This is a genomic window from Mongoliibacter ruber (assembly GCF_003003005.1).
GTDB classification, from domain to species: domain Bacteria; phylum Bacteroidota; class Bacteroidia; order Cytophagales; family Cyclobacteriaceae; genus Mongoliibacter; species Mongoliibacter ruber.
This window is the reverse complement of the sequence record NZ_PVTR01000003.1, coordinates 175,734-195,682: the sequence shown is the minus strand read 5'-3', so window position 1 is coordinate 195,682 and position 19,949 is coordinate 175,734. Positions and strand designations below refer to the sequence as shown.

Sequence of the window (19,949 nt, the reverse complement as noted above, 5' to 3'; positions counted from 1 at the left end):
ATGACAGCACTGTATTGGAAAGAAATCAATGCCTTTTTCAGTAACCTTACCGGTTACTTGATCTTGGTTGTATTCCTGGTTTCAATAGGTTTGATTGTTTGGGTATTCCCGGACACCTCTGTATTGGAGTATGGGTTTTCTGACCTTGAACCTCTCTTTATCTATACACCTTATGTCTTCACCTTTTTGATTCCCGCCATCACCATGAAGATGATTGCCGAAGAGAGAAAAACAGGTACTTGGGAGTTGTTGATGACTTCCCCCGTTAGTGGTACAAAGATCATCTTAGCCAAATATTTTGCTTCCCTTACATTGATCTTGATGGCAATGTTACCCACATTGATTTACTATTTCAGCGTGGTTCAGCTTGGAGATCCGGTAGGGAATATTGACCATGCAGGATTTTTCGGTTCCTGGATTGGGCTTTTCCTGATAGGGGCGGTATTTGCTTCAATCGGGATACTTTCTTCAGCCCTGACCTCACAGCAGATTATAGCCTTTGTCTTGGGGGTGTTCCTCTCTTTTCTCTTGTATTATGGACTGACTGCTTTCGTCCAAATGAATATGACGGGACCTTTTGCCTTACTTTTGGAAGAGCTTAGCCTCAGTTTCCATTATCAGAGCATGAGTCGTGGTGTCATCGGTGCGCAAAACCTCTTTTATTTCTTGGGTACCATCATCATAAATATTGCTATCACAGGATTATTGATCAGAAGAAAATGAAGAACAAAAGCGACATCAATCTTTTGAAACAAATAGGCATCCCTGTATTCTTACTGTTGATCCTTTGGCTGGTGGGTAAGTTTTTTCCTTTCAGGATTGACTTGACGGAGGAAAAAAGGTACAGCCTACACCCTGCTACCATTGAAGTGCTTCAGCAAATCGATGAGCCATTGGAAGTAGAAATATTGCTTACGGGAAATTTGCCGGGGGGAATGAGAAGACTGCAAAGGTCGGTAGAAGAGACAATCAGGACTTTCAATGCATACAGCAATAAGAAAATCGCTTTTTTTTACCTAGATCCAATGACATTACCCGCAGATCTCAGGGAAGATTATATCGTAGGTTTGTCAGATTATGGCATCAATCCTACAAACCTTTTTATTACTGAAGATGGAGGTCAAAAGTCAAAGTTGATCTTTCCGGGTATTGTGGTGCGAAATGAGGAATTTGAAACAGGTGCCTTGATACTCAGAGGTGAAAAAGGTATGGGGCCGGATCAGATTCTCAACCAATCTATAGAAAATCTTGAGTTTGAACTTGCCAATGCCATCAAGAAATTGATACGGAAGCAGCAATATTCGGTGGGAATGTTGATGGGCAATGGGGAGATGGAAGAAGATGACGGGTATGGGATCATAGAAGCTTTGGTAGAAGATTTTGAGGTGTATAAGATTCCAATGGAACAAGCGCAAAATGTGGAAGATTTAGACCCTTTTGCTGCGATTATCATTCCTGGACCCAAACAGCCTTACAACGAAAGGGAGATTTATATCCTAGATCAGTACCTGATGAATGGAGGTAATTTGGTTTTCCTGATAGATGCCTTGGCTTATGAAATGGAAGACGCAGGAGGTGAGGGGACCGTTGCCATGCCTTTTGATAATGGTTTAGACCAGATGCTTTTCAGGTATGGCATCCGTATCAACAAAGACTTTATACAGGACATGAATTTTGGTTATCATCCTGTAATGGCGGGTAATTTTGGAGATCAGGAACAGTTGATACCATTGCCCTGGCCTTTTTACATCAGCGCTGGCAGGATGGCGAGTCATCCGGTCACAAAAGGTCTGGATCAGGTGATGTTCCGTTTCGTAAGTAGTATGGACACAGTGAAAGCTGAGGGCGTGATAAAGACACCATTGATTTTCAGTTCAGATTTCAGCCGAAAAATAGCAGCCCCGGTTCGCCTTGCATTCGAAGACATGGCTGATGGCCCCAATTTAGATGAATTCAGGATTGAAAATTTACCGCTTTTATATTTATTGGAAGGTAATTTTACCTCTCTGTATAAAAACAGGTTTTTGCCCGAAGGAGCCGATCAAAGCAGTTTTCTGGACTCAGGTACAGGAGGTAGGGTAATGGTAGCTGGCACAGGTAACGTTTTCAAAAGCCAATTGAATTTTATGGATGGCAGTCCATTACCCTTAGGTGAGGATCCTTTCAACAATACCCAGTACGCCAATAGACAGCTTTTGTTGAACAGTATCAATTACCTATTGGAACCCGAAGGGATTATCAGTTCACGTACCAAGCAATTTCAGATTAGGCCATTGAACAAAGTCAAATTAAGAGATGAGCGTCAAAAATGGCAAATCATCAATATTGCCTTACCGGTTTTGCTTATTTTGGTTTTGGGTTTGATATGGACTGGCCTTCGAAAAAGACGTTTTTCTAAATAAAATTGCCAATTTGCACATTATCAGGATGTAAGCGTTCAGATTATAAAAAACAGATTTAAAAGAATGAAATTCAATTTGAGGTTTTTTCGCCCTCAAAAGCTGCTTTTCTAATTTTATTTATAAATTTACCCTGTTCAAATTTTAGACAAAAACATAAGCCCTGACGATATGAAATTTATTGTTTCTTCTTCTGCCCTTTTAAAGCAGCTTTCCGCAATCAACGGCGTAGTGACAACCAATCCGGTTGTGCCGATTTTGGAGAACTTTCTCTTCGAAATTAAAGATGGTATATTGACCATCACTGCTTCTGATTTGCAGACTTCCATGATGACCGAGATCGAAGTGGAGGCTAAAGAAGATGGAAACATTGCAGTCCCTGCAAAGATCCTTATCGAAACGCTCAAAAATCTTCCTGAGCAGCCGGTCAATTTCAGTATTGACCAAGATACATACAGTGTTGAGATCAGTTCTGATAATGGGCGGTACAAATTGGCTGGAGAAAATGCTACAGATTTCCCTAAAATCCCAACTGTAACCAATGCAACTGCAGTAGATATGTCTACTGAAGTCTTGAGCGCGGCAATCAGTAATACCATTTTTGCTACAAGCAACGATGAGTTGAGGCCAGCCATGACGGGTGTGTATATCAACTTGAGCAGCACCAATGCAACATTTGTAGCTACTGACGGTCACAGGTTGGTAAGGTACAGAAGGGTAGATATTGCTGCCGCTGATGCAGCAAGCTTGATCATCCCGAGAAAAGCACTCAACCTATTGAAGTCAACATTGCCATCAGAAAATGTACCTGTGACAGTTGAGTTCAACAGTTCCAATGCTTACTTCAAATTCAACAGCATCAAAATGATCTGTAGGTTGATCGACGAAAGGTTCCCAGACTATGAAAATGTGATACCGGTAGACAATCCTAATCACATGACCATTGACAGGATGGAGTTTTTGGGTTCACTTAGAAGGATTGCCATCTACGCCAACAAAACTACACATCAGGTGAGGTTGAAACTTACAGGTTCTGAATTGCAGATTTCTGCTGAAGATCTTGATTTTTCCAATGAAGCCAACGAAAGACTTTCCTGCGAGCATGATGGGGAGGATATAGAAATTGGGTTCAATGCCAAGTTCTTGGTAGAAATTCTGAATAATGTAGCATCAAAAGAAGTTACCCTTCAGTTTTCAGCACCAAACAGGGCTGGTTTGATCGTACCATCTGAGACTTCTGACAATGAAGATATTCTAATGCTGGTAATGCCGGTGATGTTGAATAACTATGTATAGAAATTAGATATTAATGGATATCAGTAGATATTCATTGATATTTTGAGAACGGCTGAGGATTTTTCTTCGCCAATAGAATATAGAAAGCCCCAAGGAATTTGGGGCTTTTTTTGTGGTTGGGTGTTCTGTTCTCACTTAAAGGTTTTATAAAAAACCACAATTGACAAAAGAAAACAAAAGATGCCGATACATTTAACATCCATTAATATTTAAGGCAAAAGGTTGAAATTCAATTGCTTTGTTACTCTTATTTCCTTTGTGGTGAAAATATATTCCTTATAACGATCGACTAGAAAATCTCCGTGTATGGGTTTTGTCAGTACCACTGTTTTATAGTTAGTCATAGAAAATTGTATCTTTTAAGATACAATATCAGTATGAAAATGTATTTTTGATATTGCGAAAAAATCCTGTCAGCTTTTTGAAGCCTGACATGATTCAGCTAGAATTCTTGTTTAAAAGATTACTGCTCTTCCAATTTCACCCTCACAAATTTAATTTTTTCTCTGTTCCAAGTATAGCACAACACCAATTCACCCTCATGGTAAATCATGGAGGGATATGAAAATTCATTATCACCTGATCCTTCTTCAAGTGCCTTTTGCACAGGCCAAGTTTTTCCATTGTCATAGGAAAGGGCAAGTTGGATAGGGTATCTTTTTCCCCAATTTTCCCCGACAGGATTACTGATGAAGGCAAGTGTATCCCCTCCGATATGTGCCACATCTATACCTGAATTGTTATTGGGCAGTTCGGTCAACTCCACCGGTGACCAAGTCAATCCTCCATCATGTGAATCACTGCGACCGATTTTTCCAGCAGAAGTCCTCAGCAGCATGTGCACATGTAAGGCGGCCGACTCCCAAAGGGCAGGCTGAATTACCCCTTCCCCGACTATTGTTTCCCTATCCAAAATCAAAGTCTCTGACTGTATCCATGTCTTTCCTTGGTCTTCCGACCTGTCTACAAAAGCGTTCCAAACCCTGTTTTTCTCCAAAGATGCCGGAGCCAGCCAAGTCCCATCAAAAAGTACCAACATGTGATTGCGAACAGGGCCTCTTCCTCCACGGTCCCCTTCTATTAATTCCTGAGGATCAGACCAATTTACCCCAAGATCACTCGAATGCATCACCCAAGTTTCCCAGTCATCAATTTCTTTTCCTACTTTAAAATAGAGGTAAAGATTGTTGTCTGGAGCATTGAACAATACCGGATTCCAATGGGCGTCATCCCTGGTTTTTACCAAAAGTGATGGAGAGCTCCAGTTTCCGTCTTTTCCTTTGGACATCCAGATGCCGACATCATCTGCTTTTTCCTTAGTGCCGGCAAACCAAACAATCATATAATCCCCATTTTCTAAGCGCTCAATCGAACTCGCGTGGCATTGGTCAAAGGGTTTGTCATTCCCAAAAATAAACTCGTCAGTCAAGATATTCAACTCATGCTCCTGGGCCAAAAGCATAAAACTTGCCAAAATAAATGCAGTACTTAAAATGTATTTTTTCATTGCTAATCAGGTTATGCTGTTTAAAAAAACAAATACTGGGCTACTTTTACAAAACATATTTTCAGACTTTATAAAACATGCGTTTCTGCTTAAGTTCTCGTAGGTAATTATTGTTTCATCCTGTTTTAAATGTTCAATTCCAATTAACTTTTATTTATAAAGCTACTTTTTTCCCCGAATTCTACGGGCAGGTTTATCAGCGTGCATGGCCTACGCTGGCCTGTCTGCCGTGATCATCCAGGCAGGCCCGGTCGAAATTCATCCCCCTGCTATCCCTCAAATGTAGGTTAAGGTAAAGTTGAATGTCTGGTTTTTTCGGCCCTAGATACAACATCTGAATAATTGTTGAAAAATATGTGCATCCAATTCTGACAATAAATAGGCTACAAATCCCACATGTCTTCCCTATCTGGCTCTTAAAAATAATTCCCGACAATTTGCGCCGAGGTTTAGTTCCTGCCAAGGATATCCCTTAATTTAGAATCCCAATATTGCTGAGAATATATGTATATCGTTTTTGATACCGAAACCACCGGATTGCCAAGAGATTACAATGCCCCAATGTCTGATGTGGACAATTGGCCCCGGCTGGTTCAGATCGCCTGGCAACTTCACGATGAGAAGGGCAAACTGATTTCTAACAACAATTTTATAGTCAAACCGGAAGGGTTCACCATTCCCTATAATGCTGAAAAAGTCCATGGGATTTCGACAGATCGGGCTTTGAAGGAAGGGCATGATTTGAGCAAGGTTTTGGGGATATTTCACGAAGACGTAGTCAAAGCGAGGTACTTGGTAGGCCATAATATTGGTTTTGATATCAATGTCATGGGTGCGGAATTTATCCGGAAGGAGATAGCCATGAAGCTGCCGGACATGAAGGAGTTGGATACCAAAGATTTGTCTACCGAGTTTTGTGCAATTCCTGGAGGAAAAGGAGGTAGGTTCAAATGGCCTACTTTGACTGAATTGCATAAGAAGTTATTTGGAGTAGGGTTTGAGGATGCCCACGATGCAGCTTATGATGTGGATGCCACAGCCAAGTGTTTCTTCGGATTGATCACTCAAAAAGTCATTGGAACAGCAAAAGGTGTGGATGCCACAGAAGTGGTGTATGAACCACCTAAATTGGACATAGCCAATTTTGCTGCTGCCAAAGATGAGCAAAAAATCGCCGCAAAAGAGGTCCTCAAAGCTGCAGGTAAAGCGGACATCTCTGAGATGGAGGATATCCCTTTTTCCCATCTTCATGTGCATACCCAATATTCAGTGCTTCAGGCGACCTCAGAAATACCTACCCTGATCGCCCAAGCGAAAGCCCTGAAAATGCCTGCCATAGCCATGACAGACCATGGTAATATGATGGGTGCTTTTCACTTTGTGCGGGCAGCTCTCGCCAGTGATATCAAGCCGATAATAGGTTGTGAGTTTAACCTCAACAGAGAGAGAAAGAACAAAAGTGTCAAAGATGATGGATTTCAGACAGTACTTTTAGCCAAAAATAAGAAAGGCTACCACAACCTCGCCAAACTAGCCTCTTATGCCAATATTGAGGGGTTTTACTATGTGCCAAGGATTGATAAGGAGGTGCTGGTAGCATACAAATCTGATTTGATAGCGACTACCGGTGGCCTTTGGGGAGAAATTCCGTTTTTGATTCTTAATGTGGGCGAAACCCAAGCCGAAGAAGCGTTTGTATGGTGGAAAGAGCAGTTTGGGGAAGATTTTTATGTAGAACTCAATAGACATGGCATCCCAGAAGAAGAGAAAGTGAACGAGGTATTGCTCCGGTTTGCCCATAAATACGGAGTGAAATACTTTGCTGCAAACAATACTTACTACAACAACAAGGTAGATGCCAATGCCCATGATATTTTACTTTGTGTCAAGGACGGGGAGCTTTTCGAAAAACCCAAGAAATACATAGGGAAAAGAGGTCGTGAATATCGGTACGGCTTTCCCAATGAGGAGTTTTATATCAAGAGTCAGGAAGAGATGAAAAAGCTTTTTGCTGATCTTCCCGAGGCTATAGCCTGTACACATGAGATTGTTCAGAAAATTGAAACTTATAAGCTGCAGAGGGATGTCTTGCTGCCAAAATTTGACATACCCGAAGAGTTCAAAGATCCGCAAGATGAAATAGATGATGCAAAACGAGGGGAAAATGCATATTTGAGGCATTTGACTTATGAAGGAGCAAAAAAACGTTACGGAGAGATTACGGATGACATCAGGGAAAGGCTCGATTTTGAATTGGCGACGATCAAAAACACAGGTTACCCGGGATATTTTCTGATTGTTCAAGACTTTACGGCTGCTGCAAGAAAAATGGGAGTCTCTGTTGGGCCCGGAAGGGGCTCGGCTGCAGGTTCTGCTGTGGCTTATTGCACTTGGATCACCAATGTTGACCCAATTGCCTATGACCTCCTTTTTGAGAGATTCCTGAATCCTGAAAGGGTTTCCCTTCCTGATATTGACATTGACTTTGATGATGAAGGAAGGCAAAGTGTAATTGATTATGTGATCAAAAAATATGGGTCTAATCAAGTAGCCCAGATCATCACGTATGGTACCATGGCAGCGAAGTCTGCCATCAGGGATACCGCAAGGGTACTGAACTTGCCCTTATCAGAGGCAGATAAACTTGCCAAATTGGTCCCTGACATCAAACTCAAGGCGCTCTTTGCACTTTCCAAAGACAGGGCCAAACTGTCCGAAAAGTTAAAAGGAAATGGAGAAGACCTTGCTAAGGCTGAAGAACTGATCAGGATATCAAAAGGTCAAGATGAATTGTCCAAGACAATCAATCAGGCTAAAATACTTGAAGGCTCAGTAAGGAATACAGGTATCCATGCCTGTGGAGTGATCATTACACCTGATGACATCACCAACTTTGTCCCTGTGGCTTTGGCCAAAGATTCAGAAATGGTGTGTACTCAGTTTGACAACTCCGTGGTAGAAAGTGCCGGATTGTTGAAAATGGACTTTCTAGGACTCAAAACCCTGACTTTGATCAAAGATGCTTGTAAAATCATCAAAGAGAAGCATGGGGTTGAACTAGATCCAGACACTTTTCCAATTGATGATCAAAAAACCTACGAGCTATTCCAGCGAGGTGAAACTGTCGGTATCTTCCAATATGAATCTCCAGGCATGCAAAAATACATGCGGGAACTGAAACCGACCGTTTTTGCGGATCTTATTGCCATGAACGCCCTCTACAGACCAGGGCCATTGGCCTATATTCCTTCTTTTATCCGTAGAAAGCACGGGACAGAAGAGATCATCTATGATCTAGATGATATGAAGGAATACCTGGAGGAAACTTACGGGATCACGGTCTATCAGGAACAGGTGATGTTGCTGTCACAAAAACTGGCGGGATTTTCCAAAGGTGAGGCCGATGTACTCCGAAAGGCAATGGGTAAAAAGCAAAAGGATGTCCTGGATAAAATGAAACCGAAGTTTGTAGAACAAGCTTCGTCCAAAGGTTATGATGTCAAAAAACTGAATAAAATCTGGACAGATTGGGAGGCTTTTGCTTCTTATGCTTTCAATAAATCCCACTCCACATGTTATGCTTGGATAGCCTACCAAACCGCATACCTTAAGGCGCATTACCCGGCAGAATACATGGCTTCTGTACTTAGCAACAACATGAACGACATCACCCAGGTGACGTTTTTTATGGAGGAATGTAAAAGAGCGGGTATTGCGGTATTAGGGCCTGATGTGAACGAATCGAGAAGGAGTTTTGCAGTCAATAAAGAAGGTCAAATCCGTTTTGGTCTTGGTGCGATAAAAGGAGCTGGTGGTGCAGCCGTGGACATGATCATTGAGGAAAGGGATAAAAATGGTTCTTACAAAAATATCTTTGAGTTTTGTAAAAGGGTCAACTCAAGGGCAGTGAACAAAAAAACGTTGGAGGCAATAGCCATGGGGGGAGGATTTGACTGCTTTTCCGAACATCATAGAAGACAATACCTCGAAGCTCCGGAAGGTGATGTGACACTATTGGAAAAGGCAGTAAAATATGCCCAAAAAGTACAACAAGAAGCAGACAGCTCACAGGTGAGTTTGTTTGGTGGAAGTGGAGGAATGGAAGTTCCGATGCCTACCATAGCATCTATGGAGCCGTTCAGTCAATTGCAGCAGCTCAATATTGAAAAAGAGGTTGTAGGTCTTTATATCTCCGGTCACCCACTGGATCAGTTTAAAGTAGAGATAGACTCTTTTACCAATACACCGTTGACGGAGATCAAAGATACCGAAGCACTTAGGAAAAAAGGAGATGTCAAAGCAGCAGGTATGGTAATGGCCTTTGCGCATAGAACCACAAAAACAGGTAAGCCTTTTGGAACATTGACAATGGAAGATTACCATGGAGGACATACCTTCTTCATTTTTGGTGAAGATTACATCAAGTTTAAAGAGTATTTCATGACCGGTTGGTTTCTGTACTTGACTGGATCAGTACATCCCAATAAGTGGAAACCTGATGAGCTGGAATTTAAAATCAACTCCATCACTTTGCTTAATGAGGTAAGGGCGAAAATGGTCAAAGGACTACGTGTCAACATTGACTTGGATAACCTTACTTATGACCTGATGGAAAGGCTGGAAGGGATCACTAAAAAGTACAAGGGAGAGGCCAAGTTGTATATCAATATCATAGACAAAAGAGAGAATATTACTTTGGACCTCATGTCCAAAAACTATCAGGTAGATCCTTCCAATGAATTGATTGAAGAGCTCGGTCATATGCCTGAGGTAGTCTATCAGATTATCAATTGATGTGTACCTGTAGGTTCCGCGTCATGCTGAACGGAGCCTACCTCGTGTAGGCAGGCTTGCGTAGTTGAAAGCCTGTCCCGCAGCATTGCGGGGCATCTCCCATATGGCATGAGACTATTCACTACGATTAGAGTGACGCCGACACCGATTAGGTCAATAATAATACAAAAGCCCTTACAGTAAATTTGTAAGGGCTTTTTTCTGACATAATCTATCAATCAATTAAATCGAAAAAGGCAATTTATAATGCCGTTTTCCTGTCAATTTATACACAGCATTTGCCAAGGCAGGAGCATAAGGAGGAACAGGAGGTTCGCCCACCCCTGTTGGTTTTTCCATGCTTTCTACCATGTGTACGTGGATGTTTTTTGGTGCCTGTGGCATCCTGGTGATCTGATAAGTGTCAAAATTATGTTGTTGCACCTCTCCGTCTTTGAAAGTTATCTTCGAACTTGTAGCCAAACCATGGGCAAACTGGGCTCCACCTTCAAACTGTGACCTGATCCTATCAGTATTGACGGCGATTCCACAATCTACGGCATAGTGCACATCAGTCACTTTGATTTTACCATCAGAATCTTTTTCTGCAATTACGATACAGGCAACATAAGTCAGAAAACTCTTTTGGCAGGCAAAACCCATGGCTCTATTTCCTCCTAAATTTTGTCCCCATCCAGCTTCTTTTGCTACCCTTTGGATCACCTTTTTCATTCTGGCTGTTTCCCAAGGATATTCTTCTATACTTTCTCCATAATTTGAAAAGTCACCGTCTAGTTCTTCTTTGAAGCTAAGGTTTCTGTCTTCTCCGAGCATCTCTATGGCATGGTTGATAGGGTCTACCCTTTTGGCTTCAGCCACCTCATCCATCATGCAATTGATAGCATAGGAATGATGAATGTTGGATACCGAACGCAACCAACCAATCCTGGTATGGGCTTTGGATTCATGTGTTTCGATTTGGATATTGGGTACATCAAAAGGGAAATCGACACAACCAAGTCCAAGTTCTCCATCAGATGGATGCACTTCTGCAGGATTAGAAGTAGCTCCGATTGCAGGGAAAACGGTATGGTGATTCCAAGCTGTTAAATTTCTTGATTCATCCAACACTGCCTTGATTCTCTGCGCGCTGATGGCATGGTAAAAATCATGGTGTAAATCATCATCTCTGGTCCATTGCACCCTTACAGGGGCATTGACCTCTTTGGAAAGAATAGCGGCTTCCACGACAAAATCCGGTTTGGACTTTCTGCCAAACCCGCCACCTAAAAGGGTGACATTCATTGTGACATTTTCGACTTCAATTTCCAAAGCCGCAGCCACCGATCCTCTTGCCCACTGTGGGTGTTGGGTCGGTGCCCAAACTTCACAACGTCCATCATGGAAGTGAGCTATTGCTGCAGGTGGTTCCAATGTGGCATGCGCATAGAAAGGGAGTTCGTACGTCCGCTCGATTGTTCTTGAAGCGTTTTTTATGGCAGCTTCCAAATCACCTCTTTTTCTCCTTACCTTGCCGGGGTTTGAAGTGCTTTTGACCATGTCGGCCAGTTGTGCCTCTGAATCATAGTCTTTGTTTTCACCCAAGTCCCACTCTATCAATAGTGCATCCCTGCCTTTGATGGCTGCCCAAGTATTGGTCGCAATCACCGCTACGCCTTCCAAGGGTTTATCAAGCCCGGCAGGTAATCCCGCTCCTTGTATTTTTACTACACCTTCTACTCCAGGAATGTCCAATGTAGCGGAATCATTGATCGAGATCACTTTAGCACCTACCACAGGTGCTCTCTTGACTACAGCAATCTTCATATTGTCCAAGTCTACATCTGCTCCGAAAATTGCTTTTCCGGTAGCGATGTCTTTACCGTCATATATGGGGACATCTTTGCCAATCAATTTATAGTCTGAAAATGCTTTCAGCTGGATATCCTCTGATCTTGGCAATTCCATTTTTTGTAAATCATCTACCAGTTCTCCGAAGCTGATAGACTTGTCTGAGCCGATATGCCGGACCACAGAGTTCTCTGTGATACATTCGTCTAATGGTACTTTCCATTTCTGGGAAGCGGACATCAAGAGCATCTGTCGTGCGATGGCGCCAGCCCTTCGCATGGGCTCATAAAACATCCGGACAGAATAAGAGCCATCCGTATTTTGATCCCCATATTTTTCCTCGTCACCTTCTGCTTGAACGATTTTTACTTTTGACCAATCAGCGCCCAATTCATCAGCAATGATCATGGGAAGTGAGGTTCGTATACCAGTGCCCATTTCGGACCTATGGGCAATAATGGTTACCAGGTTATCGGCATCGATGCTCAGGTAGGCATTGGGAGCAAAAATGAGGTCTTTGCCTTTTGGGCCGCTGCATTGGAAATTTACCCCAAGTAAAAATCCACCTGTTGCTAAGGTGCCAAGTTTCAAAAAGTCCCTTCGGGAGGCTTTGAACACCTTGCTTCTATCTTCAGCTTCTTTGACTTTAAAGAAAGGAAATGTAGGTCTCATGGTTATATTTTAGCTTAGGGGTTAAAGATTGGATGCAGCTGTTTTGATCGCAGCTTTGATTCTGTTGTATGTACCGCAGCGACACAGATTGCCTGCCATGGCAGACTCGATTTCTGCGTCTGATGGATTTGGGTTTCTACCCAAAAGGGCCGCTGCATTCATGATTTGTCCTGTTTGGCAGTAGCCACATTGCGGTACTACGTGAGATACCCAAGCTTGCTGTAAAGGATGATCTCCATTTTCAGAAAGCCCTTCTATGGTGGTGATTTTTTGATCACCTACTGCTGAAACAGGTAAGCTGCATGACCGCATCGCTTCTCCATCTATCAACACAGTGCATGCACCACAGAGGGCCTGACCACAGCCAAACTTGGTTCCCTTCATGGATAGTAAGTCCCGGATAACCCAGAGTAGGGGCATGTCTTCCTCTGCACTGACTTCCATGTTTTGTCCATTGATATTCAAATTGAAATTTTCCATAATTGATTTGAAGGATTGAGTGACTCTATTATTTTACAATTGTAATATGGAGTTGGTTTTGGGAGGCTTATCTTTTGGCTCTTAGCCAGGACAAACTGCTTAAGTTGAAATCCTCATACAATATAGGCAATTATGCGCCAATCAGATTCCATTTATCTCTATAGGGTCTAAATAGGAGGCTATTTGCCTCTTCATCCCTTACGAAGAGTTCTTTTTTGGCATTCCACTTCAATGGTCTTCCCAGACGATAGGACGCCATAGCCAGGTGCATGGGCATGGTCATTTCTCTGGCATAAGCAAGGTGAGATTGAGGTTGTTTTCTCGACTTGATGGCATCGAGAAAATTTTGTTGATGCCCTGGAGATCTCGGGATACTGATGGGTACATCAATCAAGTCAGTAAGCACTTCTCCGTTGATCCTGATTTCTCTGCTTCCATAGTCGCAGATCATTGTGCCATTTGTTCCTTCAAAGAAAGCTCCTATGTGCCTTTCAGCAGCTCCGGGTACATCTGGCGCTGTGCTGCTCCAGTGGATGTCAAGTTTTTTGAATTTAAAATCAGCCTCCAACCATTTTGGAGTATCCCCTGCACCTTCCGCTTTTTCACCTCTCGTGGTGACTTTCTTTAGTTTTTGTGGTTCTAGTCCCCACCAGACCACATCGGCGATATGACACCAAAAATCCTGAAAGACCCCTCCTGAATACTCCAAGAAATACCGGTAAGTAAAATGGTACTTTTCGGGTGCATATTCAGAAAAAGGTGCCGGTCCTAGCCACATATCCCAATCGAGGTTCGGTGGGGGTGTCTGGAAATTGAGTTTTTCAATGGTTTGAGGTTCCCCTGTTTTCCATATTCTTACGGTCTTGATCTTTCCCAAAAGGCCAGACTGTAATATTTCTGCAACGCGATGGTAATTGTCTCCTGCATGTATTTGTGTACCCAATTGGAACATACGATCATTATCTTCCATGGCTTTTAGCATCAAGTCACCTTCTTTCATGCTGTATGAAAGCGGTTTTTCCCCATAGACATCTTTACCAGCTTGGAAGGCCAAAATGGCAATCTGTGCATGCCAGTGATCGGGGGTCGCTATAGTAATGGCGTCGATGTCATTTCTATCCAATATTTTTCTAAAGTCTTGATAAGTGTCAGCTTTGGTGTCAGGATGGATAATTTTGAGTTTTTGCAGAGCTTCCTCAGCTCTTACTTTGTCGACATCGCAGAGTGCTACTATTTCTGCTTCAGGAAGATTGGCAAACCAGTTCATATGAGAAAGGCCCATACCCCCAAGCCCGATATGGGCTATACGTATGCGATCAGAAGCTGCAGCCCGAAGTCCGGAGAATGGGATAAACTGCAAACCAAGGGCTGTGAAGGCGGAGATTTTGACAAATTGCCTACGGTTAAATTTTGGGTTCATGCACTTAGGTTGGTTAGATGGTTGGGTAATAAAAGAGACAATAATTTAAGGAGTAAAATAGATTAAAAAAATAAGTCTCTGATTTACTGAATGAAAAATGTTGAATTTGCAAAATGTGGTTTTTTTTTAGTGTGAAGGTTTGGAAAAAATGGATCATCCTACTATGTTTGCACCACGTTAAACGAAAGCGTTCAACAAATCACGAATATTCCTCCTTAGCTCAGCTGGTTAGAGCACCTGACTGTTAATCAGGGGGTCCTTGGTTCGAGCCCAAGAGGGGGAGCATAAGCCTTGCAGAAATGCAGGGCTTTTTGCATTTTTAGATATGACTTTTTACATCTATATTCTTTATTCGGAGAATTTTGACAAATATTATATAGGTCACGCTGATGATCCCTGGAGAAGAGTTGAAGAACATAATCATGGAAAAAATCATAAGTTCACTACTGGTTACAGACCTTGGGAAATTGCAGCTGTCTTTGGAATTGGCAAAGATCGAGGTACTGCTTTGAAAACAGAAAAATGGGTCAAAAAATAAAAATCCAGAAAACTCATTGAAAAATTAGTTGATCCTGATTTTGTACCTGAGGGTTTCTTAGCTCAGCTGGTTAGAGTCCCGCACTTGCGGGGTTAATCAGTACCGTAGGTTCGGGATGTTATATAATTTAAGGAATTAGCCTTGGCCACGTTTGTATAAAATAGTTGATGGTACATCATTTGGGTCAATCTCCATGATTTCACCATTTCTCACGACAACTAATGGACTATTCTTCGCTTTTTTGAATTCCACTAGCTTGCGATAAGCTTCTTCAAGCCCTTTAACTATTTTGTCTCTTTCCTCTTTTAGTTGCTCTTTAGTCTCCATAATATTTTTGTTTTAAACCTTCCCACAATTCTTTGTTATTAATTGTGACGTCATTAACCCCTCCTTCTGCCATTATTTCATAAGTGTCTCCAGAATTATTTACAAATAACCAGTTATCCACTTTGGGCAGAAATAATCTGAAAAAATTCTCAAGACCGCTTTTATATCTTCTCCTGATAACATCTTCAGGTATATGATGTCCGCCCTCTTTTACTCGCCTTGCTACCCTTGAAACAGCCAAGTCATCGGAATCTAACCAAAAAAACAAACAGGTTACCTGATAATTTAATTCCTTTGCTCTTTCAACAAATTGCACATAACTCCTTGTAGAAAGCGTGGTTTCAAAAGCAAAATTTTCCCCTGACTCTAATAACTTTTTGATTCTTTTCAACATGAACCTTCCCGCTTCAATACCCGCTTTTTCTGGTTGGAAAGGAGAAATTCCTTTTGCAATTTCATCCGCATTCACAAATTCTTTACAGTTCAGGATTTCAGGCAAAATGGTATAGGAAGCAGTAGTTTTACCTGCTCCATTACAACCTGCTATGATGTAAAGTTTCTTCATTCAATACAAATATACACTTTACTATCTAATCATCATTTTACCCAATCCATGAAGATAACATTGGTGAGAATACTTCTTACAACCTTACTGAGTGAAAGTATTACTTAGTCAACTCCTTCATTACTTCTTTTAAAACCAAAAATACCCTACTCCGGTTGCAACTATCGTTTATAGGGGGAGCATAAGCCTTGCAGAAATGCAGGGCTTTTTGCATTTTTAGATATGACTTTTTACATCTATATTCTTTATTCGGAGAATTTTAACAAGTATTGTGTTAGGCACTCAGACGATCCTTTGAGAAGGTTTGATGATCATAATTTTGTGTTGCTTCATAAATGTACATCCGATTCAGGAATTGAAAGCCTTCTTTAGTGTCCCTGAAAATTGATCCCCCCTCCCAAACAAATAACCTTATCACCTGCAGTCAGTATACTAATAGGTATCCCGGTGAAGTTTCAAGATAACTTTTGGCCGGCTTAAATCTTTTTACACTTAAAATTTTAAAACTATGACCAACCAAAAACAACAAACTTTGATAATCGGAGCACATGGCAAAACCGGGCAGATTGTTTGCGATCTGCTTAAAGATTCCAAAACTTACCAACCAGTGGCTATGATCAGAAACAAGGATCAGGAAGACTTTTTTCAAAAGAAAGGAATCAAAACAGTTCTAGGCGATTTGGAAAAGGATTTTGATTCTGCCTTTGAAGGGATTGATCGGGTTGTCTTCGCAGCAGGTTCTGGAGGCTCTACAGGAAAGGATAAAACCATAACCGTTGATCAGGATGGTGCCAAAAAGAGTATAGAGCATGCCAAAAAACATGGGGTCCAAAAATACGTGATGCTTAGCGCTATGGGAACAGAAAACCCTGACCCTGATTCCGACATCCACCATTATCTGAAAGCCAAACATAATGCTGACGAATATCTTAAAGCCAGTGGTGTCCATTATACCATTGTCCGTCCAGGTGCTTTGATTGATAAATCTGGAAGTAATAAAATCGAAGCGGCAAAACACCTAAATAAAAAGGGTGAAATATCCAGAGAAAATGTAGCGCTGACCCTTGTCGAGGTGCTTGAGTCAGGTGTGGCCTCTAATGCCTACTTTGATATTTTGGATGGATCAGAACCAATTGCTGAGGCGGTTAGCAGTTTTTAATTTGTTTTGAAAGCTAAATAGATTTAAGGATATATGTCCCAAAAATAACCTTTGAAGCACCCGTCCTAGGCTTTATTTTCTCATTTTCAACTCAATTTTATAGATATAGTAAGGATTGTAAGATATCCATCACTGGTAATTCAGAAATTCATCTCAATTTGAAAAGTATTACCATTCAAAAAAAAGAATCAAATAGATATAAGAATGTTTGATTAATTAGAACTATTTTCAAAACAAAGCCAGTCTCTCACCTTCTATTTATCTATGTTAACTTTAATCCAAAATGCCCTCAAATTCCCACAAAAAACCGCAGTAATTGACAATAATGGAGTGTTTACTTACAAAGATCTTTTAGATCGAAGTCAGGAAGTAGCGTCATGCTTATTGGGCAATGCAAATGATTTAAATCAGGCTAGGATAGCTTTTATGGTTCCCCCGTCTATGGAATACCTGTCTGTACAATGGGGTATCTGGAGAGCAGGGGGTATTGCTGTGCCCCTTTGCACAACTTATCCCTTCCCTTCACTCCAATATGTCATTGAAGACACTAAGGCCGACATTTTAGTCGTAGCTCCTGAATTTGAGAAAATCCTTGCTCCTTATAAAGAAGACCAAAGCATTAGGTTTATTAGCACACAAGATTTTAGATCCTTGGGCAATAGGGAATTGCCTGAAATCAGTACAGATCGTGGTGCCATGATCCTTTACACCAGCGGAACCACCAACCTTCCCAAAGGGGTATTGACCACCCATGAAAACATCGAGGCTCAGATCAGTACTTTGGTAGAAGCTTGGAAATGGAGTCAAGATGATTACACCTTATCCATTCTCCCTCTGCACCACGTTCATGGCATCATTAATGTCAATTCCTGTGCCCTATGGTCAGGTGCTGTTGTAGAATTTTTATCCCATTTTGATGCTGCTAAGGTTTTTGAAATTTTCAAAAAAGGTCATGTCAATGTTTTTATGGCTGTCCCCACGATTTATTTTAAATTGATAGCACATTATGAGACATTATCTGAAAGCGAGCGATCGGAAATCTCTAATTGTCTTAAAAAATTCAGGTTGATGGTTTCCGGCTCTGCCGCCCTGCCTGTTTCGGTAATGGAAAAATGGCACAGCATATCCGACCATTATTTATTGGAGCGGTACGGTATGACAGAGATTGGAATGGCAATCAGTAATCCATATACAGGAGAAAGGCGGGCAGGACATATCGGCCAGGCTTTACCTGGTGTAGAAATCAGAATATGCAATGAATCCGATGAAATCCAGTCCCTTGACCAGCCCGGTGAAATTCAGGTAAAGGGTCCAAATGTGTTCAAAGCATACTGGGGAAAACCTGAAGCGACCCAAAAAGCCTTTACCAGTGACGGTTGGTTTCGAACAGGTGATATAGCCATTATGGATGTCGGCTACTTTAAGATTCTCGGGCGTGATTCGGTAGATATCATTAAATCCGGAGGCTATAAAATTTCTGCCCTTGAAATTGAGGAAATCCTGAGAACATACCCAGGGGTCAAAGACTGTGGGGTTATCGGAATACCTGATGAAGAATGGGGTGAAATAGTCGCCGCAGCCATTGTTCCCACTAGCGATCTTCATTCGGAAGCATTGAATCTATGGATGCGGGAACGATTACCTGCCTACAAAACGCCAAGAAAGTATTTGATTGTCCAGGACCTTCCCCGGAATGCCATGGGTAAGGTGACCAAAAATGATTTGAAAAAACTCTTTTAAAAAATCCCTTATGAATATTTATGGAGTTGCTTTACTGGCTCTTGCTTACCTGCTTGGCCAATGGATAGGGGAGATCTTGGGTTTATTGATAGGCATTGATGCCAATGTAGGAGGGGTGGGATTTGCCATGATCATACTCATGTTGCTCAAAAATTGGTTTGTCAAAAACAGCCTGTTGACTTATGAAATGGAGTCAGGAATGGACTTTTGGAATAAGCTATATATTCCGGTTGTCATCGCTATGGCTGCCAGCCTCAACGTGAAATCTGCTGTTTCCGCTGGAACATTGGCTATAGCTGCAGGTTCCATTCCCGTAGTGGTTTGTTTCTTTATTTTTCCAATGATTATCAAAAATTTCAGCCCTAAAATTGATGGAAATACTGCTCAATTTGATTGAAAAAAACGGTTTGGTTTTTGGCTTTTTGGTAATCGGTCTGATTGTATTAGTATCAGATGTCATCTCCAAAAAAGTTCTCAAAGGAAAAATACCGGGTTCTGCAATTGCGATTTTCTTTGGATTGGTATTGGGTTATTTAGGAGGGGTAATTACCGGGGGCGAAAAAGGCCTGTCGGATATCCAGATATTTAAAGGGGTGGGCTTCCTTGGCGGCGCAATGTTCCGTGATTTTGCCATTGTAGCCACTGCTATGGGGGCCAGTATTTATCTTGTCAAAAGAGCGGGACTATTGGGTATGGTTTCATTGTTTCTGGGTATTCTATTTTTCTTTTTCATAGGGGTAGTTTTGGCCTTTGTGTGGGGTTATAGGGATGCGGCAAGCCTTTGTACAATAGGCGCAGGTGCCTGCACCTATATTGTAGGCCCGGTAACAGGGGCTGCTGTCGGCGCTTCTTCTGATGTCATTGCATTGAGCATTGCTACCGGTGTGGTAAAAACCATTGTGGTGACCATACTTACGCCAATGGTGGCTAAAAGAATCCATTTGAACAGTCCCGAATCTGCTATGGCCTATGGAGGGTTAATGGGCACCTCCAGTGGGGTTGCCGCCGGTTTGGCTGCCACCGATCCCAAACTTGTTCCTTATGGTGCGGTGACCGCTACTTTCTATACCGGGTTGGGATGCCTGCTTTGTCCTTCTATTTTCTATATTGTTTTGAAAATAATTCTAAACTAACTGAGACAAAGGGCGATCATTAATACCTTTTCACAATTAGTAAAAGCCACTGGATTGATTTCCAGTGGTTTTTACTTTATAATTCGGTT

At 41.8% G+C, this 19,949-nt stretch carries 15 protein-coding genes and 1 tRNA gene; 10 read left to right on the top strand and 6 right to left on the bottom strand.

The genetic code is table 11. From position 1 onward, the window contains the following. The 3 genes from gldF (at position 1) to dnaN (ending at position 3,695) form a co-directional block, all read left to right on the top strand. A complete protein-coding gene (gene gldF / locus CLW00_RS06465) occupies positions 1-723 on the top strand; it encodes a gliding motility-associated ABC transporter permease subunit GldF (RefSeq protein ID WP_106132845.1) in 723 nt (240 codons plus the stop codon). Then, positions 720-2,402, top strand: coding sequence for a gliding motility-associated ABC transporter substrate-binding protein GldG (gene gldG / locus CLW00_RS06460; protein WP_106132844.1), 1,683 nt, complete (start codon positions 720-722; stop codon positions 2,400-2,402). Before gldF ends, gldG begins: the two co-directional genes overlap by 4 nt. Before the next feature lie 168 nt (positions 2,403-2,570). Then, a complete protein-coding gene (dnaN, locus tag CLW00_RS06455) occupies positions 2,571-3,695 on the top strand; it encodes a DNA polymerase III subunit beta (protein ID WP_106132843.1) in 1,125 nt (374 codons plus the stop codon). Between the two features lie 463 nt (positions 3,696-4,158). Here the strand turns inward: dnaN and CLW00_RS06450 are convergent, their stop codons facing one another. Then, positions 4,159-5,202 carry a sialidase family protein gene (locus CLW00_RS06450; RefSeq protein ID WP_106132842.1) on the bottom strand — a complete coding sequence of 348 codons (1,044 nt, stop codon included), beginning with the start codon at positions 5,200-5,202 and terminating at the stop codon, positions 4,159-4,161. A 504-nt stretch (positions 5,203-5,706) separates the two neighbouring features. On the opposite strand from CLW00_RS06450, the gene dnaE reads away from it, so the two are divergent. Next, on the top strand, positions 5,707-9,996 hold the full coding sequence (dnaE, locus tag CLW00_RS06445) for a DNA polymerase III subunit alpha (protein WP_106132841.1): 4,290 nt from the start codon (positions 5,707-5,709) through the stop codon (positions 9,994-9,996). 222 nt (positions 9,997-10,218) lie between these two features. Here dnaE and CLW00_RS06440 read toward each other — a convergent pair whose 3' ends face one another. From CLW00_RS06440 to CLW00_RS06430, 3 genes are all read right to left on the bottom strand, one after another. Then, the gene (locus CLW00_RS06440) at positions 10,219-12,498 is read right to left on the bottom strand and encodes a xanthine dehydrogenase family protein molybdopterin-binding subunit (RefSeq protein ID WP_106132840.1); all 2,280 of its coding nucleotides are present in this window, start codon (positions 12,496-12,498) and stop codon (positions 10,219-10,221) included. Between the two features lie 21 nt (positions 12,499-12,519). Further along, positions 12,520-12,978, bottom strand: a complete 459-nt coding sequence (locus tag CLW00_RS06435; RefSeq protein ID WP_106132839.1) for a (2Fe-2S)-binding protein — start codon at positions 12,976-12,978, stop codon at positions 12,520-12,522. 130 nt (positions 12,979-13,108) lie between these two features. Continuing rightward, a complete protein-coding gene (locus CLW00_RS06430; RefSeq protein WP_106132838.1) occupies positions 13,109-14,398 on the bottom strand; it encodes a Gfo/Idh/MocA family protein in 1,290 nt (429 codons plus the stop codon). A 209-nt stretch (positions 14,399-14,607) separates the two neighbouring features. On the opposite strand from CLW00_RS06430, the gene CLW00_RS06425 reads away from it, so the two are divergent. Together CLW00_RS06425 and CLW00_RS06420 are read left to right on the top strand one after the other, a co-directional pair. Beyond that, a tRNA-Asn gene (locus CLW00_RS06425) sits at positions 14,608-14,681 on the top strand. Next, positions 14,658-14,936, top strand: coding sequence for a GIY-YIG nuclease family protein (locus CLW00_RS06420; protein WP_146131373.1), 279 nt, complete (start codon positions 14,658-14,660; stop codon positions 14,934-14,936). Before CLW00_RS06425 ends, CLW00_RS06420 begins: the two co-directional genes overlap by 24 nt. Before the next feature lie 135 nt (positions 14,937-15,071). On the opposite strand, the gene CLW00_RS06415 is transcribed toward CLW00_RS06420, so the two are convergent. Together CLW00_RS06415 and CLW00_RS06410 are read right to left on the bottom strand one after the other, a co-directional pair. Continuing rightward, positions 15,072-15,263, bottom strand: coding sequence for a hypothetical protein (locus tag CLW00_RS06415; RefSeq protein ID WP_106132836.1), 192 nt, complete (start codon positions 15,261-15,263; stop codon positions 15,072-15,074). Beyond that, a complete protein-coding gene (locus tag CLW00_RS06410; RefSeq protein WP_106132835.1) occupies positions 15,253-15,828 on the bottom strand; it encodes an ATPase in 576 nt (191 codons plus the stop codon). Before CLW00_RS06410 ends, CLW00_RS06415 begins: the two co-directional genes overlap by 11 nt. A gap of 508 nt (positions 15,829-16,336) precedes the next feature. Between CLW00_RS06410 and CLW00_RS06405 the strand changes: the two genes are divergently transcribed. From CLW00_RS06405 to madM, 4 genes are all read left to right on the top strand, one after another. Further along, the gene (locus CLW00_RS06405) at positions 16,337-16,987 is read left to right on the top strand and encodes an SDR family oxidoreductase (RefSeq protein ID WP_106132834.1); all 651 of its coding nucleotides are present in this window, start codon (positions 16,337-16,339) and stop codon (positions 16,985-16,987) included. Positions 16,988-17,251: 264 nt separating this feature from the next. Next, on the top strand, positions 17,252-18,727 hold the full coding sequence (locus CLW00_RS06400; protein WP_106132833.1) for an acyl-CoA synthetase: 1,476 nt from the start codon (positions 17,252-17,254) through the stop codon (positions 18,725-18,727). 10 nt (positions 18,728-18,737) lie between these two features. Further along, the gene (madL, locus tag CLW00_RS06395) at positions 18,738-19,124 is read left to right on the top strand and encodes a malonate transporter subunit MadL (protein WP_106132832.1); all 387 of its coding nucleotides are present in this window, start codon (positions 18,738-18,740) and stop codon (positions 19,122-19,124) included. Then, positions 19,099-19,860, top strand: a complete 762-nt coding sequence (gene madM / locus CLW00_RS06390; protein WP_106132831.1) for a malonate transporter subunit MadM — start codon at positions 19,099-19,101, stop codon at positions 19,858-19,860. The genes madL and madM overlap by 26 nt, the downstream gene beginning before the upstream one ends. Positions 19,861-19,949 lie beyond the last annotated feature (89 nt).